Source organism: Leifsonia xyli subsp. cynodontis DSM 46306, from assembly GCF_000470775.1.
Lineage (GTDB): Bacteria > Actinomycetota > Actinomycetes > Actinomycetales > Microbacteriaceae > Leifsonia > Leifsonia cynodontis.
In genome coordinates this window covers 1,927,501-1,945,033 of sequence record NC_022438.1, presented here as the reverse complement: position 1 = coordinate 1,945,033, position 17,533 = coordinate 1,927,501, and the positions used below count along the sequence as shown (strand labels likewise).

At 70.0% G+C, this 17,533-nt stretch carries 14 protein-coding genes, 1 tRNA gene and 6 pseudogenes; 11 read left to right on the top strand and 10 right to left on the bottom strand.

Annotation, left to right across the window (positions count from 1 at the left end; all coding sequences use genetic code 11):
- Positions 1-90: 90 nt before the first annotated feature.
- From O159_RS09290 to O159_RS13325, 4 genes and pseudogenes are all read left to right on the top strand, one after another.
- Positions 91-813 (top strand): annotated as a pseudogene (locus O159_RS09290) (DeoR/GlpR family DNA-binding transcription regulator).
- Positions 810-1,756: pseudogene (locus O159_RS09285) on the top strand (1-phosphofructokinase). Before O159_RS09290 ends, O159_RS09285 begins: the two co-directional pseudogenes overlap by 4 nt.
- A 32-nt stretch (positions 1,757-1,788) precedes the next feature.
- Positions 1,789-3,858: pseudogene (locus tag O159_RS09280) on the top strand (PTS fructose transporter subunit IIABC).
- A gap of 203 nt (positions 3,859-4,061) precedes the next feature.
- The gene (locus O159_RS13325; protein WP_021755544.1) at positions 4,062-4,745 is read left to right on the top strand and encodes a GntR family transcriptional regulator; all 684 of its coding nucleotides are present in this window, start codon (positions 4,062-4,064) and stop codon (positions 4,743-4,745) included.
- Between the two features lie 103 nt (positions 4,746-4,848).
- On the opposite strand, the gene O159_RS15050 is transcribed toward O159_RS13325, so the two are convergent.
- Together O159_RS15050 and O159_RS15860 are read right to left on the bottom strand one after the other, a co-directional pair.
- On the bottom strand, positions 4,849-5,016 hold the full coding sequence (locus O159_RS15050) for a hypothetical protein (RefSeq protein ID WP_169725682.1): 168 nt from the start codon (positions 5,014-5,016) through the stop codon (positions 4,849-4,851).
- Positions 5,013-5,300 carry a M23 family metallopeptidase gene (locus O159_RS15860; protein ID WP_236609464.1) on the bottom strand — a complete coding sequence of 96 codons (288 nt, stop codon included), beginning with the start codon at positions 5,298-5,300 and terminating at the stop codon, positions 5,013-5,015. The genes O159_RS15050 and O159_RS15860 overlap by 4 nt, the downstream gene beginning before the upstream one ends.
- Here O159_RS15860 and O159_RS15855 point away from each other — a divergent pair.
- Positions 5,275-5,490, top strand: a complete 216-nt coding sequence (locus O159_RS15855; RefSeq protein ID WP_021755542.1) for a hypothetical protein — start codon at positions 5,275-5,277, stop codon at positions 5,488-5,490. The two genes, O159_RS15860 and O159_RS15855, sit on opposite strands and share 26 nt — an antisense overlap.
- Before the next feature lie 473 nt (positions 5,491-5,963).
- On the opposite strand, the pseudogene O159_RS09265 reads toward O159_RS15855, so the two are convergent.
- The 6 genes and pseudogenes from O159_RS09265 to O159_RS09250 form a co-directional block, all read right to left on the bottom strand.
- Positions 5,964-6,901, bottom strand: a pseudogene (locus tag O159_RS09265) (glycerate kinase).
- A 121-nt stretch (positions 6,902-7,022) separates the two neighbouring features.
- Positions 7,023-7,106, bottom strand: a pseudogene (locus O159_RS16600) (hypothetical protein); the annotation flags it as partial.
- Positions 7,103-8,191 carry an MGH1-like glycoside hydrolase domain-containing protein gene (locus O159_RS15265; protein ID WP_407929767.1) on the bottom strand — a complete coding sequence of 363 codons (1,089 nt, stop codon included), beginning with the start codon at positions 8,189-8,191 and terminating at the stop codon, positions 7,103-7,105. The pseudogene O159_RS16600 and the gene O159_RS15265, both read right to left, overlap by 4 nt.
- A pseudogene (locus O159_RS16875) lies at positions 8,139-8,588 on the bottom strand (MGH1-like glycoside hydrolase domain-containing protein); the annotation flags it as partial. The gene O159_RS15265 and the pseudogene O159_RS16875, both read right to left, overlap by 53 nt.
- On the bottom strand, positions 8,585-9,385 hold the full coding sequence (locus tag O159_RS09255; RefSeq protein ID WP_021755534.1) for a sugar phosphate isomerase/epimerase family protein: 801 nt from the start codon (positions 9,383-9,385) through the stop codon (positions 8,585-8,587). The pseudogene O159_RS16875 and the gene O159_RS09255, both read right to left, overlap by 4 nt.
- 14 nt (positions 9,386-9,399) lie before the next feature.
- Positions 9,400-10,371 (bottom strand): zinc-dependent alcohol dehydrogenase, encoded by a 972-nt coding sequence (locus O159_RS09250; protein ID WP_021755533.1) that lies wholly within the window; start codon positions 10,369-10,371, stop codon positions 9,400-9,402.
- Positions 10,372-10,590: 219 nt separating this feature from the next.
- Here O159_RS09250 and O159_RS09245 point away from each other — a divergent pair, with 219 nt between their 5' ends.
- The 4 genes from O159_RS09245 (at position 10,591) to O159_RS09235 (ending at position 13,635) form a co-directional block, all read left to right on the top strand.
- Entirely contained in the window at positions 10,591-11,559 is a 969-nt protein-coding gene (locus O159_RS09245) for a carbohydrate ABC transporter permease (RefSeq protein ID WP_021755532.1), read from the top strand.
- The gene (locus O159_RS15850) at positions 11,556-11,882 is read left to right on the top strand and encodes an ABC transporter permease family protein (protein ID WP_236609463.1); all 327 of its coding nucleotides are present in this window, start codon (positions 11,556-11,558) and stop codon (positions 11,880-11,882) included. Before O159_RS09245 ends, O159_RS15850 begins: the two co-directional genes overlap by 4 nt.
- Entirely contained in the window at positions 11,846-12,421 is a 576-nt protein-coding gene (locus O159_RS09240; RefSeq protein WP_236609462.1) for a carbohydrate ABC transporter permease, read from the top strand. Before O159_RS15850 ends, O159_RS09240 begins: the two co-directional genes overlap by 37 nt.
- Positions 12,422-12,489: 68 nt before the next feature.
- A complete protein-coding gene (locus O159_RS09235) occupies positions 12,490-13,635 on the top strand; it encodes an ROK family transcriptional regulator (RefSeq protein ID WP_052323493.1) in 1,146 nt (381 codons plus the stop codon).
- 508 nt (positions 13,636-14,143) lie between these two features.
- Here O159_RS09235 and O159_RS09230 read toward each other — a convergent pair.
- Both O159_RS09230 and O159_RS09225 read right to left on the bottom strand, forming a co-directional pair.
- A tRNA-Arg gene (locus O159_RS09230) sits at positions 14,144-14,216 on the bottom strand.
- Between the two features lie 62 nt (positions 14,217-14,278).
- Entirely contained in the window at positions 14,279-14,878 is a 600-nt protein-coding gene (locus tag O159_RS09225; RefSeq protein WP_021755530.1) for a hypothetical protein, read from the bottom strand.
- 93 nt (positions 14,879-14,971) lie between these two features.
- Between O159_RS09225 and argS the strand changes: the two genes are divergently transcribed.
- Together argS and O159_RS09215 are read left to right on the top strand one after the other, a co-directional pair.
- A complete protein-coding gene (gene argS / locus O159_RS09220) occupies positions 14,972-16,660 on the top strand; it encodes an arginine--tRNA ligase (protein ID WP_021755529.1) in 1,689 nt (562 codons plus the stop codon).
- 3 nt (positions 16,661-16,663) lie between these two features.
- On the top strand, positions 16,664-17,464 hold the full coding sequence (locus tag O159_RS09215) for an LmeA family phospholipid-binding protein (protein ID WP_021755528.1): 801 nt from the start codon (positions 16,664-16,666) through the stop codon (positions 17,462-17,464).
- The last annotated feature ends 69 nt before the right edge of the window (positions 17,465-17,533 follow it).

Genomic DNA, 17,533 nt, shown 5'->3' with positions numbered 1-17,533 from the left:
CTTGGTGAAACAGGCGCAAAGCAACAGCCGAGATCTGTTGTTTTGCGTTGGGTAATCTTGTGTTATGTTGCCACCTGAAGGAGGCGGCGCGTGTATGCAATGGAGCGTCAGGGGCTGATCGAGCGCCTGCTCGGAGAGAGCGGCCGTGTCGCCGTCGTCGATCTGGCCGAGCGGTTCGCTGTCACCACCGAGACGGTCCGCCGCGACCTGCGCGTGCTCGAGCAGGCCGGGATTCTCCGCCGGGTTCACGGCGGAGCCGTCGCCATCGAACGCATCGGCACGGCCGAGACCCCCGTCGCCGAGCGCAGCGGGCTGCGGGCGGCCACGAAGTAGCTGATCGCGGCGCGCGCCCTCGACGTCCTCGCCGCCGACTTCCACGGGTCCCTCTACTTCGACGCCGGGACGACCACCGCGGCCGTCGCGCGACTTCTGCCAGAACGGCTCGCCGCCGCCCGTGTCTCGCTGACGGTGGTCGGCGGCCGCATCCGGGGGGTGACCGCTGCCGCGGTCGGCGCGGGAACCGTGCGCGCCATCCAATCGCTCCGCACTGACCTCGCCTTCGTCGGCGCCAACGGCCTCTCCGCCGGGTTCGGGATGAGCACCCCCGATCCCGAGGAGGCGGCGGTGAAAGAGGCCATCGTCCGCGCCGCGCGCCGGGTCGTCCTCGTCGCCGATGCGAGCAAATTCGGTCAGGAGTCCCTGGTCTCCTTCGCGCCCCTGGACGCCATCGACGTGCTGGTGACCGATCGCGAGCCGGAGGGTGCGCTCACCGACGCGCTCTCCGCCGCCGGGACGGAGATCTGGTCTCCATGATCGTCACCCTCACCGCGAATCCCTCGCTCGACCGCGCCGTCGCGCTCGCCGGACCGCTGCGACCGGGGGGGGAGGTGCAGTCCGCCCCTTCGTCCCGAGAGGACGCCGGGGGCAAGGGCATCACCGTCGCCCGCGTGGTCGCCGCCGCCGGCATCCCGACCCTGGCGGTCCTGCCGCTCGCCGGAGACGATCCCTTCGTCGCCCTCCTGCGCAGCGCCGCGGTCCCCGCGCGTCCGGTCGCGATCCGCGGTCACGCGCGGGCGAATCTGACCATCACCGACCCCGCCGGGGTGACGACCAAGCTCAATCTGCCCGGAGCGACTCTGCGCGCCGAGGAGGCGGAAGCCCTCGGCGCGGCGGTGGTCGACGCCTGCGCCGGCGCGAGCTGGCTCGTCCTCGCCGGATCGCTCCCGCCCGGGGTGGGCGACGACTTCTACGTGACCGTCATCCGCGCCGTCCGCGAGCGCTGGGGCGAGGCCGCGCCGCATGTGGCCGTCGACACCTCGGGGGAGGCGCTGCGCAGGGTCGTCGCCGACGCGCATCCCGACCTCATCAAACCCAACGACGACGAACTGGCCGAGCTCTCCGGCGTCGCGCTCGATCCGGGCGACGTCGAGCGGTCCGTTCTCCGTGTCGCTCGCACGCTGGTCCCCGGCCGGGTCGGCGCGGCGCTGATCACCCTCGGCTCCCGCGGCTCCGTCCTCGTCAGGCCCAGCGGCGGCTATGTCGCGGCTGCCCGCGCATCCGAGTGCAGAACACCGTCGGGGCCGGGGACAGCGCCCTGGCCGGTTACCTGCTGGCCGACATCGCCGGAGCGCCCGCTCCCCAGCGGCTCGCCGGCGCCATCCGCTACGGCTCCGCCGCGACGCTCCCCGGAACCCAGGCCCCGCGTCCCGCGGACCTGACCCGCGACGACATCCGGGTCGCTGCACTCCATCCCTGAACCCTGAAACCCGATCCCCCTGGAGGAAATCTGTGTCATCGAAGACCATCGCCCCCGAACTCGTCGTCCTCGACATCGGCGTAGCCGACAAAAGCGCCGTCATCCACGCGCTCGCCCAGCGTCTCGTCGCCGGCGGCCGCGCGAGCGACGCCGACGTCCTCTACGCGGACGTCTGGGCACGCGAACAGAAGGACGACACGGGCGTTCCCGGCGGCATCGCCATCCCGCACCCGAAAAGCGCCACCATCACGGTCCCCTCGATCGCGTTCGCCCGTCTGACGCCGGGTGTCGACTTCGGCGCGCCGGACGGTCCGGCCGACCTCGTCTTCCTCATCGCCGCGCCCGAGGGCGCCGCGGAGGCGCATCTGGTCGTGCTGTCCAAGCTCGCGCGCAGCCTCCTGCTGTACGAGTTCACCGCCCGGCTGCGCGCGGCGAAGACTACTGAGGAGATCGTCGCGCTCGTCGACGGAGCGATCGCAGAAGGGGACGCTGCGCCCGAATCGGCTCCGCCCTCCCCGCACACCGCGGCCCATGGCCTGCTCGTGGACGGTCGCCCCGCGCGGATCATCGCCGTCACTTCCTGCGCCACCGGGATCGCCCACACCTTCATGGCCGCCGACGCCCTGAGCGCCGCCGGAAAGGCCGCCGGCGTCGACCTCGCCGTCGAGCCGCAGGGGTCGAGCGGCTACCAGGCGCTCCCGCAGAGTGCGATCGACGCCGCGGACGCCGTCATCTTCGCGAACGACGTCGATGTGCGCGAGGAATCCCGCTTCGCCGGGAAGCCCGTCGTCCGCACGGGTGTCAAGAGCGGCATCGAGCGGCCGGCCGAACTGATCGCCGAAGCGGTCGCCGTGGCGGGCGACCCGAACGGGGCACGGGTCGCCGCGGTCGGGGCGGTGGCCGGCTCCGCTCCCGCCGAGCGCCTCTCCTGGGGCCGCAACCTCCAGCGCATCCTGCTCACCGGCGTCAGCTACATGATCCCGTTCGTCGCCGGCGGCGGCCTCCTCATCGCGATCAGCTTCCTGCCGTTCCTCGGCGGCTACGGCATCGCGCTCGCGCACGGCGACTCCGGCGTCAACAACGCTGTCTAAACGCTGCAGCACTTCGCGATCTGGAACCTGCCGCCGGAGGGTCTCGGCTATTATCTCGGCGCGATCGCGTTCCAGATCGGCGCTCTGAGCCTCGGCTTCCTGGTCCCGGCGCTGGCCGGCTACATCGCTTTCGCGATCGCCGACCGCCCCGGCATCGCCCCCGGCTTCGTCGCCGGCGCGATCGCCGTCTTCATGAACGCCGGCTTCCTCGGCGGCCTGATCGGCGGCCTGATCGGCGGCCTGCTCGCCGGCCTGCTCGCCGGCTTCGCCGCCTGGCTGATCGGCCGTCCGGCCGTTCCGCGCTGGCTGCGCGGCCTGATGCCGGTGGTCGTCATCCCGCTCGGCGCGTCAGTCATCGCCTCCGGTCTGATGCTCTTGATCCTCGGAGCGCCGATCGCGTGGCTGATGACACAGCTGACGGGCTTCCTCAACGGTCTCACCGGCGCCGGGGCGATCGTGCTCGGCGTCATCCTGGGCCTGATGATGTGCTTCGACCTCGGCGGGCCCGTGAACAAGGTCGCTTACGCCTTCGCTGTCGCCGGTCTCGCTCAGCAGACCGAAGCCAGCTTCCAGATCATGGCCGCCGTCATGATCGCCGGAATGATGCCACCGCTCGGCATGGCGCTCGCCTCCACCGTCCTCTACCGACGCGGTTTCACCCGTGTCGAGCGTGAGAATGGCGCGGCCGCCTGGCTGCTCGGGGCCTCCTTCATCTCCGAAGGCGCCATCCCGTTCGCCGCTGCGGACCCGCTGCGCGTCATCCCGGCGAATCTGGCCGGCGGCGCTGTCGCAGGCGGGCTCGCGATGGCGCTGGGAGTGGAGTCGCGCGCCCCGCACGGCGGCATCTTCGTCTTCTTCGCCATCGACCCGGTCGAGGGCTTCCTGCTCGCGCTCGCCGCGGGAACCGTCGTGACCGCTCTCGTTGCCGTCGCCCTCAAGCGCTTCGTGGCGCCGCGGAGCGCCGCCGCCGAATCGTCCGAGCAGACTGTCGCTGCGGTCGCGGTGGCCTGAACGCGCGAGGACGTGGACTCGTTCGAGCTTCTCGAGTGCATCGCCCACGGCTACGAACGGCACCTGCAGGCTCGGCGCTCCCAGGGGCTCTCGCTGCGGATCGTCGACGACACAGATTCGTCATAGAAGTTTTAATGTTTCAACTTTCGATATGTCGAAGTTGTAGTACGCTGTAGCGTTGACCATTGACACAAGGAGAAGTCATGCCGATCCCGGTGACGAAACAGTCCGTCGCGCCGAAACGCTTGCTCCTGCGGCATGTCGTCCGCGACCAGATCCGCGATGCGATCATGGACGGCACCCTGAAACCCGGTGAGACGCTACAGGACGAGGCGCTTCAGGAGTGGCTGGGAACCTCTCGCACACCGATCCGCGACGCTCTCAACGAACTCGCCCGCGTCGGCCTCATCGAGATGGAGCCGAACCGCTACACGCGGGTCGCGATGCTGCCCTCGGACTCCGAGGCGCTCGAAGCCCTCGCGGTGCTCGGAGTCATCTATGGCGGCGCGGCGGCGATCGCGATACCGGTCCTGACGACCGCGCAGGCGCGAGAGCTCGACAAACTGCTCTCGCAGGCGATTGCGGGAGTGGAGGACGCGGATGCCGATCGCATCCGGGAGAACGTGCTCACGGCCTACGGAAAGCTGGTCGAGCACTCCAAGAACACCCTCCTGATCAAGCTCTCCCGGGAGACCATCGACGGGCTGGCCTACAAGATCCGGGTCGCCCGCCTGGTGCAGATCCTCGATAGCGAGTCGACGGTGCGCTTCCTGAAGGAGCTGTCCGCGGCGATCGGTGAGCGGGACGGTCTGCGTGGCCGGCGGGCGACCGATGAGCTGTTCCAGCTCCCGAACTCCCGTCCCGGCGAGGAAGCTTTGGCGCGCTGAGCCCCGCACCCGGCTCGAAGCAGTGGATGCCCTGGCTCGAGAAAGAGCCGGGGCATCCGTATCGGGTCGCCGACCGCGATGATTCGGGTTCGTCACGGGCTGGTCACGCGGCGTGGGTCAGGGACTCCTCTCGCTCCACGACCGGGCCGAGGATGGTGACCGGTCCGACGGTCTTCAGGAGGACGGCTTCCGCGCGCGCGGCGTCTGCGGCTTCCACGGTGACGGTGATCCAGCGTCCACGGGCGATGCAAGGGATTTCGTAGGCGTTCATAGCCATCCTTTCGTGTTGTTTCCGAGCCAGTCCTGCGGGTCGATGTGCGTGCCGTCCACCATCAGCTCGAAGTGCAGGTGGGGTCCGGTCGAGATCCCCGAGGAGCCGAGCGTGCCGAGGGTCTCGCCGCCGGAGAGCTGCTGCCCGGGCTGAACGGCGAGCGTTTCGAGGTGGCAGTACCGGGTGACGATGCTGTGCCCACGGAACTCGTGGGCGACCTCGACGGAGAGGCCGCAGCCGCCGAGGTCGCTGGGCTGGGTGCTGATCACGACACCGTCGTACACGGAGCGGATCGGAGTGCCCAGCGGCGCCGCGAAGTCGATCCCGCGGTGGTTCGTGGACGCGCCCGCCGTGGGCGCGGTGCGCGGGCCGAAACCGTCGGTGATGTCGGCGCCGGGCGCGAGCGGCCAGAAGACGGACGTGGGAGCGATGACGGCGGCCTGCTCGCGGACGATCGTGGTCGAGTCGCTGTAGCGACGTCGACAGCGGCGAGGGAGGGAGCCGGGATGCCGACGATGGCGAGGCTGCAGGTGGCCGCGAGGACGAGCGCGAGGGAGCGCCGGGCCAGCGCGGTCCGTGCTGTGATCGGAAAGTCGTCATGTCCACCCTTCGGAAGTGTCTTGAAGTTCTGAAACAACGATATATTGCAATGATCGGCCGGTGAAGTAGGGCATCAGAATTTCAGCTTTTGATCAGGAAAGGGCCGCCGGCGAAGCGAGTGAAGAAGCGGCCGTTTCCACGGGTGACGTAAACGGAGGAGATCCGAGGAAGAGAGGGGGAGAATCTCAGAAAAAGGAGGAGATTCGCGCGGATGTCGGTGAGAACTCCTCCGTTACCGGCGGCCGGTCGTGAGTCTCGTTCGTTCTGTGCCTGGTCGGCTTGCGCACCTCGCTGCGGGCGGGGCCGGTTCGATCCCGCGGACAGGTTCTGAGGTCATGGTCGGTGCGTCAGCCTCGTCTGCCGATCCGACTCGCGAGGACGTTGCCGGCCTGGCGACACCAGTGCAACGGTCTTGTGCGGGACTCGTGCGCTGAGCCGGCGAGGTCTGCGAGTTCGACGCTGTGGCTGAATGCGGCGGTCGGCGCCTCGATCAGCCCGGCCACGAGGGCGACGGGCGCCTTCTGCGCGGACGCGAGGGCTGTCACATGGGATGCGACTTTGCCTTGGGCAGTCTGGACGTCGTAGCGGCCTTCGCCGGTGACGACGAGGTCGGCGTCTTTCAGCGCTGTGGCGAGTTCGATGCGGTCAGCGATCTCTGCGGAGCCGGAGGCGATGGTGGCGCCCCAGAGCAGCAGGCCGAATCCGGTGCCGCCTGCCGCTCCGGCGCCGGGGAGCTGGCTCTGCGGGAGGGCGGCGGGATGGGCGCGGGCCGCGGTGTCGCGTAGCCGGCGCAGGTTCGCCTCCAGCTGTTCGATGTCCGCGCCGGTGGCGCCTTTCTGCGGCCCGAAGACGCGGGCGGCCCCGTGCGGACCGAGGAGGGGGCTGCGTACATCGCTGAGCAGCCGGACACCGCCGGGCGGGAGCGGGCGCAGTCCGGTGAGGTCGAGGCGAGCGAGTGCCCCGAGCCCCGGTTGCCGGCGGGGACGTCGGCGCCGGTGCTGGTGAGCAGGCGGGCTCCGAGCGCTGTGAGGGCGCCGGCGCCTCCGTCGTTGGAGGCGCTCCCACCGAGTCCGATGAGTATCTGGGAGGCGCCGGCGTCGGGGGCGGTGGCGATGGCCTGGCCGAGGCCGCGGGTGTGTGCGTCGTGCGGACGGAGCGGATCGAGCAGTCCGATGCCGCTGGTCGCGGCCACCTCGATCACGGCGGTGCCGCCGGGACGCTCGGCGCTGGCCGGCAGCTGCGCCCAGTGTGCTTCGACGGGGCGGTCGTCGGGACCGTCGACAATGACGGTGCGCTTTCGCGCCCCGGGGACCGCTGTGGCGAACGCGGCGACGGTGCCCTCGCCCGCCGCCGTCGGCCATGGGGCGCAGGACCAGTTCGTCGTGCGGACGGGCTGAGAGCCAGCCGTCCGCGAGCGCTCGGGCGACGGCGGCGTCGGCAGTGCCTTTGAACGAGTCGGGTGCGACGACGATCCGCAGCGGCCGGCTCATCGCTCGGCGGGGAACGCGCCGCGGTCGGCGTGTGAGAGGGCCGCCGGCAGCTGCGTCCGGAAGGTTGCAGCGGCCCCGCGCTCTGCGTTGCCGAGCACTCGTCGCATGTGGGGACGCCGGTGAACGTGCTCGGCCACGCGATCGGCGGTGCGGATCGGTGTCATCGGGCGGCCTCCAGCCGGGTCGAGAGGTCGAGGGCGAGCGCGGCGGTCCAGCTGAACAGGGAGGTGCCGCGTGGCGCCATCGTGTACGGGTCGAGGTATTTCGGGGAACCCGTGTGCGAGCGCGCTGTCCTCCATCGAGCGGGAGAGCTGGGCGGCGTCGGAGGTGAGGCCGCGCTCCCACAGCGCTTCGGCGATGAGCCAGGCGGTGTTGAACCAGGACGGACCGCGCCAGTAGCGTGCCGGGTCGAACGTCGGCGCCAGCAGGTCGTGGCTGGGGACCATCGCCACGGTTCCGAGCGCGAAATGCGGGCCGCGCAGCAGGTCCAGCAGATCCTGCTCGTGCGGGAGCCCGGGCACCAGCAGCGGGGCGATGCCGGCGATGGTCCGGACGGGTTGCTGCGGCTCGTCGCTGACCGTGTCGCGGGCGACATAGCAGCCCAGCTCCGGCGACCAAAGCCGGCTCAGCGCGTCGGCGATGCGCTGCGCTTGGCGGTGGTGCGAGGCGGTGTCGAGGCCAATGCGCTGTGCGATCTCGGCCAACGCGAGTTCCGAGCGTGCCCAGAGTGCGTTGAACGCCGGGTCCTCGAACTGGAACGGGTAGCCCGTGTCGGCGTCGTCGCAGTCGTGGTCGCGGTAGTAGCGCGCTGCCAGATAGAGGTACTTGCTGTATTCGCCGTTGGAGGGGCGGTGGCCGGTGTCCGCGTGCATCAGGTCGGGGCGGGGGATGTCGTTCGGGTAGGTCTCGGCCATCGCGGCCAGGCGGGTGTCCCAGTAGGGGGAGTTGTCCATCCCGCTCTCCCAGGGGTGGGATGACTCTGGCGAGACCGGAGTGACCGCCGCGACGGCCGCGGAGGTAGTCGTGCCAGCGCACGAGGCGCGGGTAGGCGCGCTGCAGGAACCGGCGCCGCTGCGACTCGCCAGGATCGGCTTGGTGGACGAGGAGCGCGGCGAGGGCGTGGTTCGGCGGCTGGATCAGCCCGGCAGTCTGCACCGGGGGCGAGCCGGGGATGCGGTGGCTGTTCCAGAAGGTCGGGCCGGGGATGCGGTGGCTGTTCCAGAAGGTCGGGCCGGGGGAGTAGCCGTCGTCGTGCCCGGAGTGGAAGACGATCTGCGCCAGTCGGCCGTCGCTCCACTGGGCGCTGAGGATGGTGTCCAGCTCCTGTTGCGCCCGGCGGGGTGAGAGGTGGCGCAGCCCGATGGCGATGAACGCGGAGTCCCAGCTCCACTGGTGCGGGTAGAGCCCGCCGGCCGGAACGGTGTAGTCGCGGCGCCAGTTCGAGAGGAGGACGGAGGCGGCTGCCGCGCGCAGGGCGTTCACAGATACCGCCGCAGCATCGGCGGCACGGCGGGGAGCACCCGCTCGGCCGGACCGGAGAGCCGGCTCTCGATCGCGATGGACCGGTCGTAGCCGAGGGCGGCGACGGTCGCGCCGAACAGCGCCCAGTCCAGGTGCCCGGCGCCGGGCTCCAGCCGGTTGGAGTCGCTGGCCTGCAGATGCCCGATGTGCGGCGCGACCGCGAGCAGCGCGGCGGCCGGGTCGGCCTCCTCGATGTTCAGGTGGTACGTGTCGGCCACGATCTTCACCGCGGGCGCGGCCACCTCTTCGAGGAGCGCGGCAGCCTGCGCCAGCGTGTTGACCAGATAGTCCTCGTACCGGTTCAGTGGCTCCAGGAACAACTCCACCCCCTCGGCCTGCGCGTGCTGACCGAGCCGGCCGAGCGCGTCCACCAGGATATCGTGATCCTCCTCCGGTGAGCGCGGCGGCTCGAACGGCGGCAGGCGACGCGAGAACATCCCGTAGGAGCCGGGTGTCATGACGCCGACGCCGCCGATTTCGGCCATGACGCTCAGCTGGGAGGCGAGCTGGGCGATGGCGTCCTCGCGCAGCTCGCGGTCGAAGGCGCCGATGAAGTGCGACATCTCCACGCAGGTGGTGGGCATGACGACGCCGGCGGCCCGGGCGCGGCGCAGCTCCGGGAGGCGTCCGGCGAAGTGCAGGTCGCCGCGGCCGCGCAGCTCGATGCCGTCGAATCCCCAGGCGAGCGCGGTCTCGAACTTCTGCTCCAGGGTCTCGCCGGGCAGGTGCTGCTCCTGGACGGTGATCGGGTTGGTCATCGGAACTCCTCTGCTCAGAATTCGAGGACGACCTGCAGCGCGGCCGCGGGGTCGGTGTCGAGCATCCGGTACGCCTCGGCGGCGTCCTCGATGCGGTAGCGGTGGGTGACGAGTTCGGCGGCGGGGAGGCGGCCGTCGGCGAGTGCGGCGACGATGGTGCGCTGGAGCCGCGGCACATCCCAGCGCGCCCGCAGCCGGTTCGGAGCCGAGCCGATCTGGGAGGCGAGCAACTGCACCCGGTTGTGGTGGAACTCCTCGCCCAGGCGCAGCGGGGAGCCGTCGCCCTGGTAGAAGCCGGAGGCGACGACCGTGCCGTCGGCGCCGACGGCACGGGTCGCCGCGTGCAGGGCGTGGTGGTTGCCGCTCAGTTCGATGGCGGTGTCGGCCCCGGCCCCGGCGGTCAGCTCGCGGATGGTGAGCGCGAGGTCGTCGCCGGGGGCGAACGCGTGTGCGGCGCCCCAGCGGATCGCGGCCTCGCGGCGGGCGGGGATCCCATCGACCGCGATCACGGTCGCGCCGTTGAGCGTGGCGAGCCGGGTGGCGAGCAGCCCGATGACCCCCTGGCCGAAGACGACGACGGTGGAGCCGACGCCGAGGTCGGCCGTCAGCACGCCGTTGAGGGCGATCGCGCCGACGCGGACGAAGGCCGCTGCGAGCGGGTCGAGCTGCGGCGGGAGGACGTGGCCGCGCAGCGCGTCGACGGTGAGGATGCTTTCGGCGCGGTGACCCCAGATGCCCCACACCCGGTCGCCGACCCGCGGCGCATCGACCGGAAGCGATGTCTCCTCAGCCGCGACCTCGACCACCTCGCCGACCTCGGAGTAGCCCCAGCCGTCCAGAGGATAGGCGAGGCCGCCCTCGCCGGACGCCCCTCGGAACAGCCGCAGCTCCGGGTCCCACTCGCTGGTCAGATACGGGTTGGTGCCGCGGTAGGCGGTCAGCTCGGTCCCCGCCGAGATACCCGAAAAGAGCGTGCGGACCCGCACCTGTCCCGGTTCGAGCGCGGGACGGGACGCGTCGACGATCTCGATCGTCCGGGGAGCGCCGTCGACCGTCGACCGCTGGGCTATCCCTCAAGGCCAGGGCGCGCTGCTCGGGCCGGTGACCACCCAGCTGCCGATCTCCAAAGCCCTCGCCCGCCGACGTGGCCCAGACGGCGACCTCCGCGGTCGAGCAACTGCAGGCCAAACTCAAGAAGTGACACGATGACGCAACTCGTACCACCCGCGCCCGCCCCCGGGCGGGCGGCCCCGACCGGGGGCCGCCCGCGTCGGCGGTCCGCTCTGGCCAACCGCGACAACCGCGCCGGCCTGACGATGGTCTTGCCGACCACGCTGATCATCCTGGCCATCGTGATCGTCCCGGTGATCTGGAACCTCGTGCTCGCTTTTCAGGAGACCGACTTCAGCACGATCGCCGAGAATGGCCTGTTCAACCCGCTCACTCTGGAGAACTTCGCCGCGGTCTTCGCCGATCCGGGGTTCTGGAGCTCGTTGTGGACGACGATCGTCTACTCGGTGCTCTCCACGGCCGGCTCGATCGCGGTCGGCCTGATCGCGGCGCTGGCGTTCCGCTCGCCGTTCCGCGGGCGCGGCCTGGCGCGGTCGCTGATGCTGCTGCTGCTGCCCTATGTCGCACCGGTGGTCGCCGTGACCTTCGTCTGGCAGATCATGCTGAACGCGCAGTTCGGCATCGTCAACACGATCGGCAAAGCCTGGTTCGGCTGGGAGCACCCGATCGACTTCCTCGGCAAGGCTCCCTACGCGCTGATCACCGTGGTCGTCTTCGAGATCTGGCGCTACTTCCCGTTCGCGTTCCTCTTCATCACCGCACGCATGGTCGCCCTCCCTGGCGATGTGGAGGAAGCGGCCTTGGTGGACGGGGTGACTCCGTGGCAGAACTTCCGGCACATCGTGCTGCCGCAGTTGCTGCCGGTGATCTCTCTGCTGTCCGTGCTGCGGCTGATCATGACGTTCAACAAGTTCGACGACGTCTATCTGCTCACCGGCGGCGGCGCAGGAACCGAGGTCTCCGCCGTCCGTGTCTACGACCAGCTCGTCGGCAGCTTCGACATCGGCGGCGCGGCCGCGAACGCGTTCGTGCTCTCCGCCATCCTCGGCGTGTTCCTGTTCGTCTACGTGAAGTTCTTCGCCGGGAAGGGAGACGACGAATGAGCCGCATCCTTGTCCAGAAACACACCTTCGGCGCGCTGCGCTGGGTGGTCATCGCCGTGCTGATCGTGGCCACGGCGTTCCCGTTCTACTACATGGCCGAGCTGAGTCTGGTGCCGATCGAGCAGGTGCTCCTGCACCCAGACCGGCTCTGGGTCCCGCTGCAGAATCTGACCCTGCGGACCTACGCCGACGTCATGATGTCGCAGGACGACGGCGGTCAGGGCTTCGGCGGCTTCATGCTCAACTCCGCTCTCGTCGCCCTCGCCACCGTCGCCGTCACACTCTGGTGTCCATCCCGGGTTCCTACGCGGTGTCGCGGCTGAACTTCTTCGGCCGCCGGCAGATCAGCGCCCTCTTCCTGGCCGTCTACCTGTTCCCGGTCATCATCATCGCCATTCCGCTGTTCGTCGGGTTCTCCACACTCGGCATCCGTGAGTCGCTGTTCGGCCTGGTCATCGTGTACATCGCCCAGACCATCCCGATGTCCATCCACATGCTGCGCTCCTATCTGCGCTCCATCCCGGCGAGTGTGGAGGAGGCGGCGATGATCGACGGCGCCGGCCGAGCGCGCATCCTGTGGAAGATCACCGTCTCGCTGGCCATGCCCTCCATCGTCTCCACCGGTCTGTATGTGTTCATGATCGCGTGGAACGAGTTCCTGTTCGCCCTGCTGTTCCTCGCCGCCGACCGCGACCTGTGGACGGTCTCGCTCGGTCTCTCGCAGCTCTCCAACGGGATCGAGGTCTCCAAGACCGTGCTCATGGCCGGCTCGGTGCTGCTGACCATCCCGATCATCGTGCTCTACGGCATCGCCGAGCGCTCGCTCACCGAGGGCCTCACCAGCGGAGCGGACAAGGGGTGAGCGGGATCGAGCGGGGGCCTCGTACGATGGAGCGAGGCCGCTGGGTGCCTCCGGAGGAAAGGCGACGGATGAGTGCGGGACCGGGAGACGTGTTCCAGCTCATCCGCCGCTCGGAGGCGAACACCCGCGGCGAAGTGCAGCAGCTCACCGGCCTGTCGCGGATGACCGTCGCCCAGCGCGTCGACGCGCTCCTCGACGCCGGGCTCGTCGTGGAACAGGCCGGCGCGGGCGGCGCCACCGGTGGCCGCCGCCCCGACCGGCTCACCTTCCACGTCGAGCGCTCGGTGCTGGCGGTCGCCGCCGTCGACGCCGAGCGCTCCCGCACCGCGCTCACCGACCTCAGCGGACGCGTGCTGGCGGCCGACACCGTCGACGTCGCCATCACCGACGGCCCGACGACGCTGCTCGACGCCCTGACCGCCTCGTCGCATGGCCTGATCGGCCAGGCCGCCGACGGCCGGGATGTCGTGGGCGCCGGCATCTCGGTCCCCGGGCCGGTGGACCCGCGCACCCGCCGCCCGTCCCAGCCGCCGATCATGCCCGGCTGGGACGGCTTCCCGATCGCCGATCACCTCGCTCAGTCCTTGCCTGTGCCCACGTTCGTTGAGAACGACGCCGATGCGATGGCCTTCGGGGAGCAGTCCACCAACTTCCCGGACAACCCCGCGGTCTGCCTCGTGAAGGTCTCCACCGGCATCGGAGCCGGTCTGGTCATCAACGGTTCGGTGTACCACGGTATCGACGGCGGCGCCGGCGACATCGGCCACATTCGGCTCGCCGGCGAGGACGCTCTCTGCCAGTGCGGCTCCCGCGGCTGCCTCGCCGCTGTCGCCAGCGGCCGCGCGGTCGCGATGCAGCTGACCGGCTCCGGTATCCCCGCCGCCTCCGGACACGACATCGGCCGGCTCCTGCGCGAAGGGAACACCGACGCTCTCCGCCTCACCCACCAAGCGGGGATGCGCATCGGCGAAGTCATGGCCACCGTCATCTCGATGATCAATCCCGGCGCCCTCATCATCTCCGGCGACCTCGCCTCGGCCGCCCTTCTCGGCGGCCTCCGCGAAACGCTCTACCCGCACTCCCTCCCGCGCGCCACCCGCAACCTCGACATCCGCCTCGGTGAACTCGGCGCAGACGCCAGCCTCATCGGCATGGCCCGCATCGTCACCGACTCCCTCTACTCCGCCGACGCCATCAACCATCAGCTCGCGTGACACCTGCGAGAGCGCTTCGCCAAAGGGTGGAGCCCCTCGACGCACTCCCAACCAGCTCACCAGCGAACGTGACCGGCGCGCCGCGTCCGCGTCAACCGAAGCGAACACGTTGACGGCCAAGCGGGGACAGTTCGCGACGTTCCAGGGCCGGCTCGCGAACCAAGAATTCTTCATCGAAATCCTCATCGGCGAAAACGATGAGTCCAGGTGGGCAGGGGGCGTCGGACTTGCCACAGTGCTCATCGCCGCCGGCATAGCCGCCTGGGCTTGCGCTGACACCGCATCCGCAAACCCGGCGGGCGACACAGAAGGCAGCGAAGCCACCGCTGAGCAAACCACATGGAGCCGCAGACGGAGTGAGTGGCCAGAACGACGAAACCGAATCTGTCGCAGCCAAGCCGTTCAGTATCGACCCCAGCGAGAACGCCCACCAGGCTGCGACGCACAGGGCAACCGGCGAAACCACCGACCCATCCATTCGGCCCAGGTTCGAACATCGAACATTGGGTGCCCCCAGTAGGATTTGAACCTACGGCCTTCTGCTCCGGAGGCAGACGCTCTATCCACTGAGCTATGGGGGCCAGGAGTGCCCGTCCAGGCTAGCACCCTTTCGGATGCCGCCGGATCACGCGCTCACGAAGGACTAGCCGGCGGGAATGTTCGCCAGCACACTCTCCATCAGTTGCGCGGCGTCGCCCGGCTCGAAGAAGGCGGTGGACTCGGCGACGATCCACTCGGCGCCGCGGAAGATCTGCACCTGCCCGTTCGCTCCGGCTTTGAAGTAGCCCTCGATCGGCGGGGCTCCGTAGGTCGGGACAGGCTGGGCGTCGGTGATGGCGGCGTTCTTGAGGCCCTCGAGCTGGCTGGCGGGCGGGTGGGCCACGGCGATCTCGATGAGCTGGTCGCTGGTCTGGTTCTGCCAGGCGCAGGTGGTGCCCTTCCACTCGGCGATCCGCTTCTCCAGGCTGCCGGTCTTGGGGGAGTAGTCTGGCGCGCTGCCGACGTTCGGGTTGAAGGCGTACAACTGCTGGGCAGTGACCAGTGCGTCGCAGGCGATGGCCAGCGGCGTCGGCGGGTCGGTCGGTGTCGCTGCCGGCGTCGCCGGGGCGGCCGGGGCGGTCTTGGCGTTCGCGGTCTTCGTGGGCGTGCTCGTCGGGGCCGGTGTCGGAGTGCAGCCCGCGAGGGCGGCCGCCGACGCCAGGGCGATGGCGGCGGCGATGATCCGGGCGGGATGCTTTTTCATACGGCGTGCGTCTTCCGTGCTGCGATGCGGTCGCTGCGACTCTATCAAGGCAGCGGCGGGACGCCGTGTGGCTGCCCGGTAGAATCGGTCCCTATGACTCCCGCTGACCTTTCCGCCGCTCTGCTCGCCATCGTCACGACGGTGGTGGAACGGCGTCGGGCGGCGGGGGCGGACATCGCCGACCTGGAGCTGACCGTCGAGGACGTTCCGCTGGAGCGCCCGAAGAACCGCGGGCACGGCGACTGGTCCTCCAATGTCGCGATGCGGCTGGCGAAGAAGGCCGGCGCCAACCCTCGCGAGCTCGCGACAGAGATCGCGGAGGCCGCTGCTGGAATCGACGGTGTGGCCTCCGCCGAGGTCGCCGGCCCCGGTTTCATCAACTTCCGGCTGGACGCGGCCGCGGCCGGCCAGCTCGTCCGGACCATCCTGGAAGCTGGGGCGGCTTACGGGGCCGGGGAGCTGTACGACGGTCTGCTCGTGAACCTCGAGTTCGTCTCCGCCAATCCCACCGGCCCCATCCATCTGGGTGGCGCGCGCTGGGCGGCGGTCGGCGACAGTCTGGCGCGCATCCTGCAGGCGGAGGGCGCGGACGTGACCCGCGAGTACTACTTCAACGACCACGGCTCCCAGATCGATCGCTTCGCCCGCAGCCTGCTCGCCGCGCATCGGGGCGAGGCGACGCCGGAGGACGGCTACGGAGGCGACTACATCGGCGAGATCGCGGCGAAGGTCGCCGCGGGCTATGACGGCGACCTCGCAGCGCTCTCCCGGGACGACCAGCAGGAGGTGTTCCGCTCGGCGGGCACGGCGCTGATGTTCCAGGAGATCAAAGACCGCCTGCACTCCTTCGGCGTCGACTTCGATGTCTACTTCCACGAGGACTCGCTGCACGCCTCGGGGGCCGTCGAGCGGGCCATCCGCCGCCTGGGCGAACTCGGCCACATCTTCGAAGAGGACGGTGCGGTGTGGCTGCGCACGACGACCTTCGGCGACGACCGCGACCGGGTGATCGTCCGCTCTAACGGCGAACCGGCCTACATCTCGGGCGATCTCGGCTACTACCTGGACAAGCGCGAGCGCGGCTTCGAGCAGAACATCATCATGCTGGGCGCCGACCACCACGGCTACATCGGCCGGCTGATGGCGATGGTGGAGGCGTTCGGCGACATCCCGAACGTCAACCTGCAGATCCTCATCGGCCAGATGGTGAACCTCGTCCGGGACGGCGAGCCGGTCAAGATGTCCAAGCGCGCCGGCACGATCGTCACGCTGGACGACCTGGTGGACGCGGTGGGGGTGGACGCCGCCCGCTATGCGCTCGTGCGTTCGTCCACCGATTCGCAGCTCGACGTCGACCTCGGCCTGCTCGCCAAGCGCAGCAACGAGAACCCCGTCTACTACGTGCAGTACGCCCACGCGCGCACCCGCTCGGTGGCCGCCAACGCGGAGCGCGCCGGGGTGGACCGCAGCGCGTTCAAACCGGAACTGCTCACGCACGAGACCGAGAGCGTACTGCTCGGCGGGTTGCAGGAGTTCCCGCGGGTGGTCGCCCAGGCGGCCGAGCTGCGCGAGCCGCACCGCGTCGCCCGCGCCATCGAGGAGCTGGCCGGGCTCTACCATGCCTGGTACGCCGTCCGCGACGGCTCGACCCACGTGATCCCGCTCGGCGAGGAGCCGGTGACGGACGCGCACCGCACCCGCCTGTGGCTGAACGACGCGACCGGCCAGGTCCTCCGCAACGGCCTGACGCTGGTGGGGGTGTCCGCTCCGGAGCGGATGTGACCGATGACCGACCAGCCGACAGAACAGCTGCTGCCGGGGGCAGCGGGGGACGCTCCGGCCCGGGCGAGCCGCCGCTGGCCGCGCCTCCTCGTGCGGACGCTCGTCCCGCTCGGGGTGCTGGCGGTCCTGCTCGTCGCGGCCGATGCCATCGTGCGCTCGGTTGTGGAGCAGCGGGTCGCCGCCGAGATCGAGAAGAGCCTGCCCGAGACCGTGAAGGCCGATGTGGATGCCCGCATCGGCGGACTCTCCGTGCTTCAGCAGCTTCTCGCCGGCCGGTTCGAGAGCGTCGACCTCCTCGCCCCGCGTGCGACGGTCGGAGGCGCTCCGCTGAACGTCCGTGTCCACGCGACCGGCGTCCCCACCGAGCTGAGCAAGCCTATCGGCTCCGCCACCGGCACGCTGAGCATCTCGCAGGACTCGCTGAACAAGCTGGTCACCGTTCCAGGAGCCACCGGCGACCTGACCCTCCAGCAGGGCGCTGTCGGCTACGATGGCCGCCTCGATCTCCTCGGCCTCCCCGTCGCCTACACGGTGAGCGCGAATCCGGAGGCGGCGGGCAAGAAGGTGCTGTTGCGGCCGGTCAAAGCCAGCATCTCGACGGGGACGGGCGACGTGAACGTCACCCGGTTGCTCCAGTCGCTGACCGAGAGCGGGCCCTTCCCGGTGTGCGCGGCGCAGTACCTGCCGGATGGCGTCCTGGTGCGCGACATCGCGGCGATGCCGGGCCGGGCGACGGTGGTGCTGAGCGCCTCGCGCTTCGTGATGGGCGAGGAGTTCCTGCGCAGCAAAGGACACTGCTCCTAGCGCCGCTGTCGTAATACGGCGGAGAGGGCGGCGTCCGCCTCGATAGACTGTTTCGACAACTCCATCGGC

Coding starts and splice junctions, on each gene's coding strand:
- O159_RS13325 (WP_021755544.1), top strand. CDS start 4,062: ATGCCGATCCCGGTGACGAAACAGTCCGTCGCGCCGAAACGCTTGCTC.
- O159_RS15050 (WP_169725682.1), bottom strand. CDS start 5,016: ATGAACGCCTACGAAATCCCTTGCATCGCCCGTGGACGCTGGATCACC.
- O159_RS09255 (WP_021755534.1), bottom strand. CDS start 9,385: ATGACCAACCCGATCACCGTCCAGGAGCAGCACCTGCCCGGCGAGACC.
- O159_RS09245 (WP_021755532.1), top strand. CDS start 10,591: ATGACGCAACTCGTACCACCCGCGCCCGCCCCCGGGCGGGCGGCCCCG.
- O159_RS15850 (WP_236609463.1), top strand. CDS start 11,556: ATGAGCCGCATCCTTGTCCAGAAACACACCTTCGGCGCGCTGCGCTGG.
- O159_RS09235 (WP_052323493.1), top strand. CDS start 12,490: ATGAGTGCGGGACCGGGAGACGTGTTCCAGCTCATCCGCCGCTCGGAG.
- O159_RS09225 (WP_021755530.1), bottom strand. CDS start 14,878: ATGAAAAAGCATCCCGCCCGGATCATCGCCGCCGCCATCGCCCTGGCG.
- argS (WP_021755529.1), top strand. CDS start 14,972: ATGACTCCCGCTGACCTTTCCGCCGCTCTGCTCGCCATCGTCACGACG.
- O159_RS09215 (WP_021755528.1), top strand. CDS start 16,664: ATGACCGACCAGCCGACAGAACAGCTGCTGCCGGGGGCAGCGGGGGAC.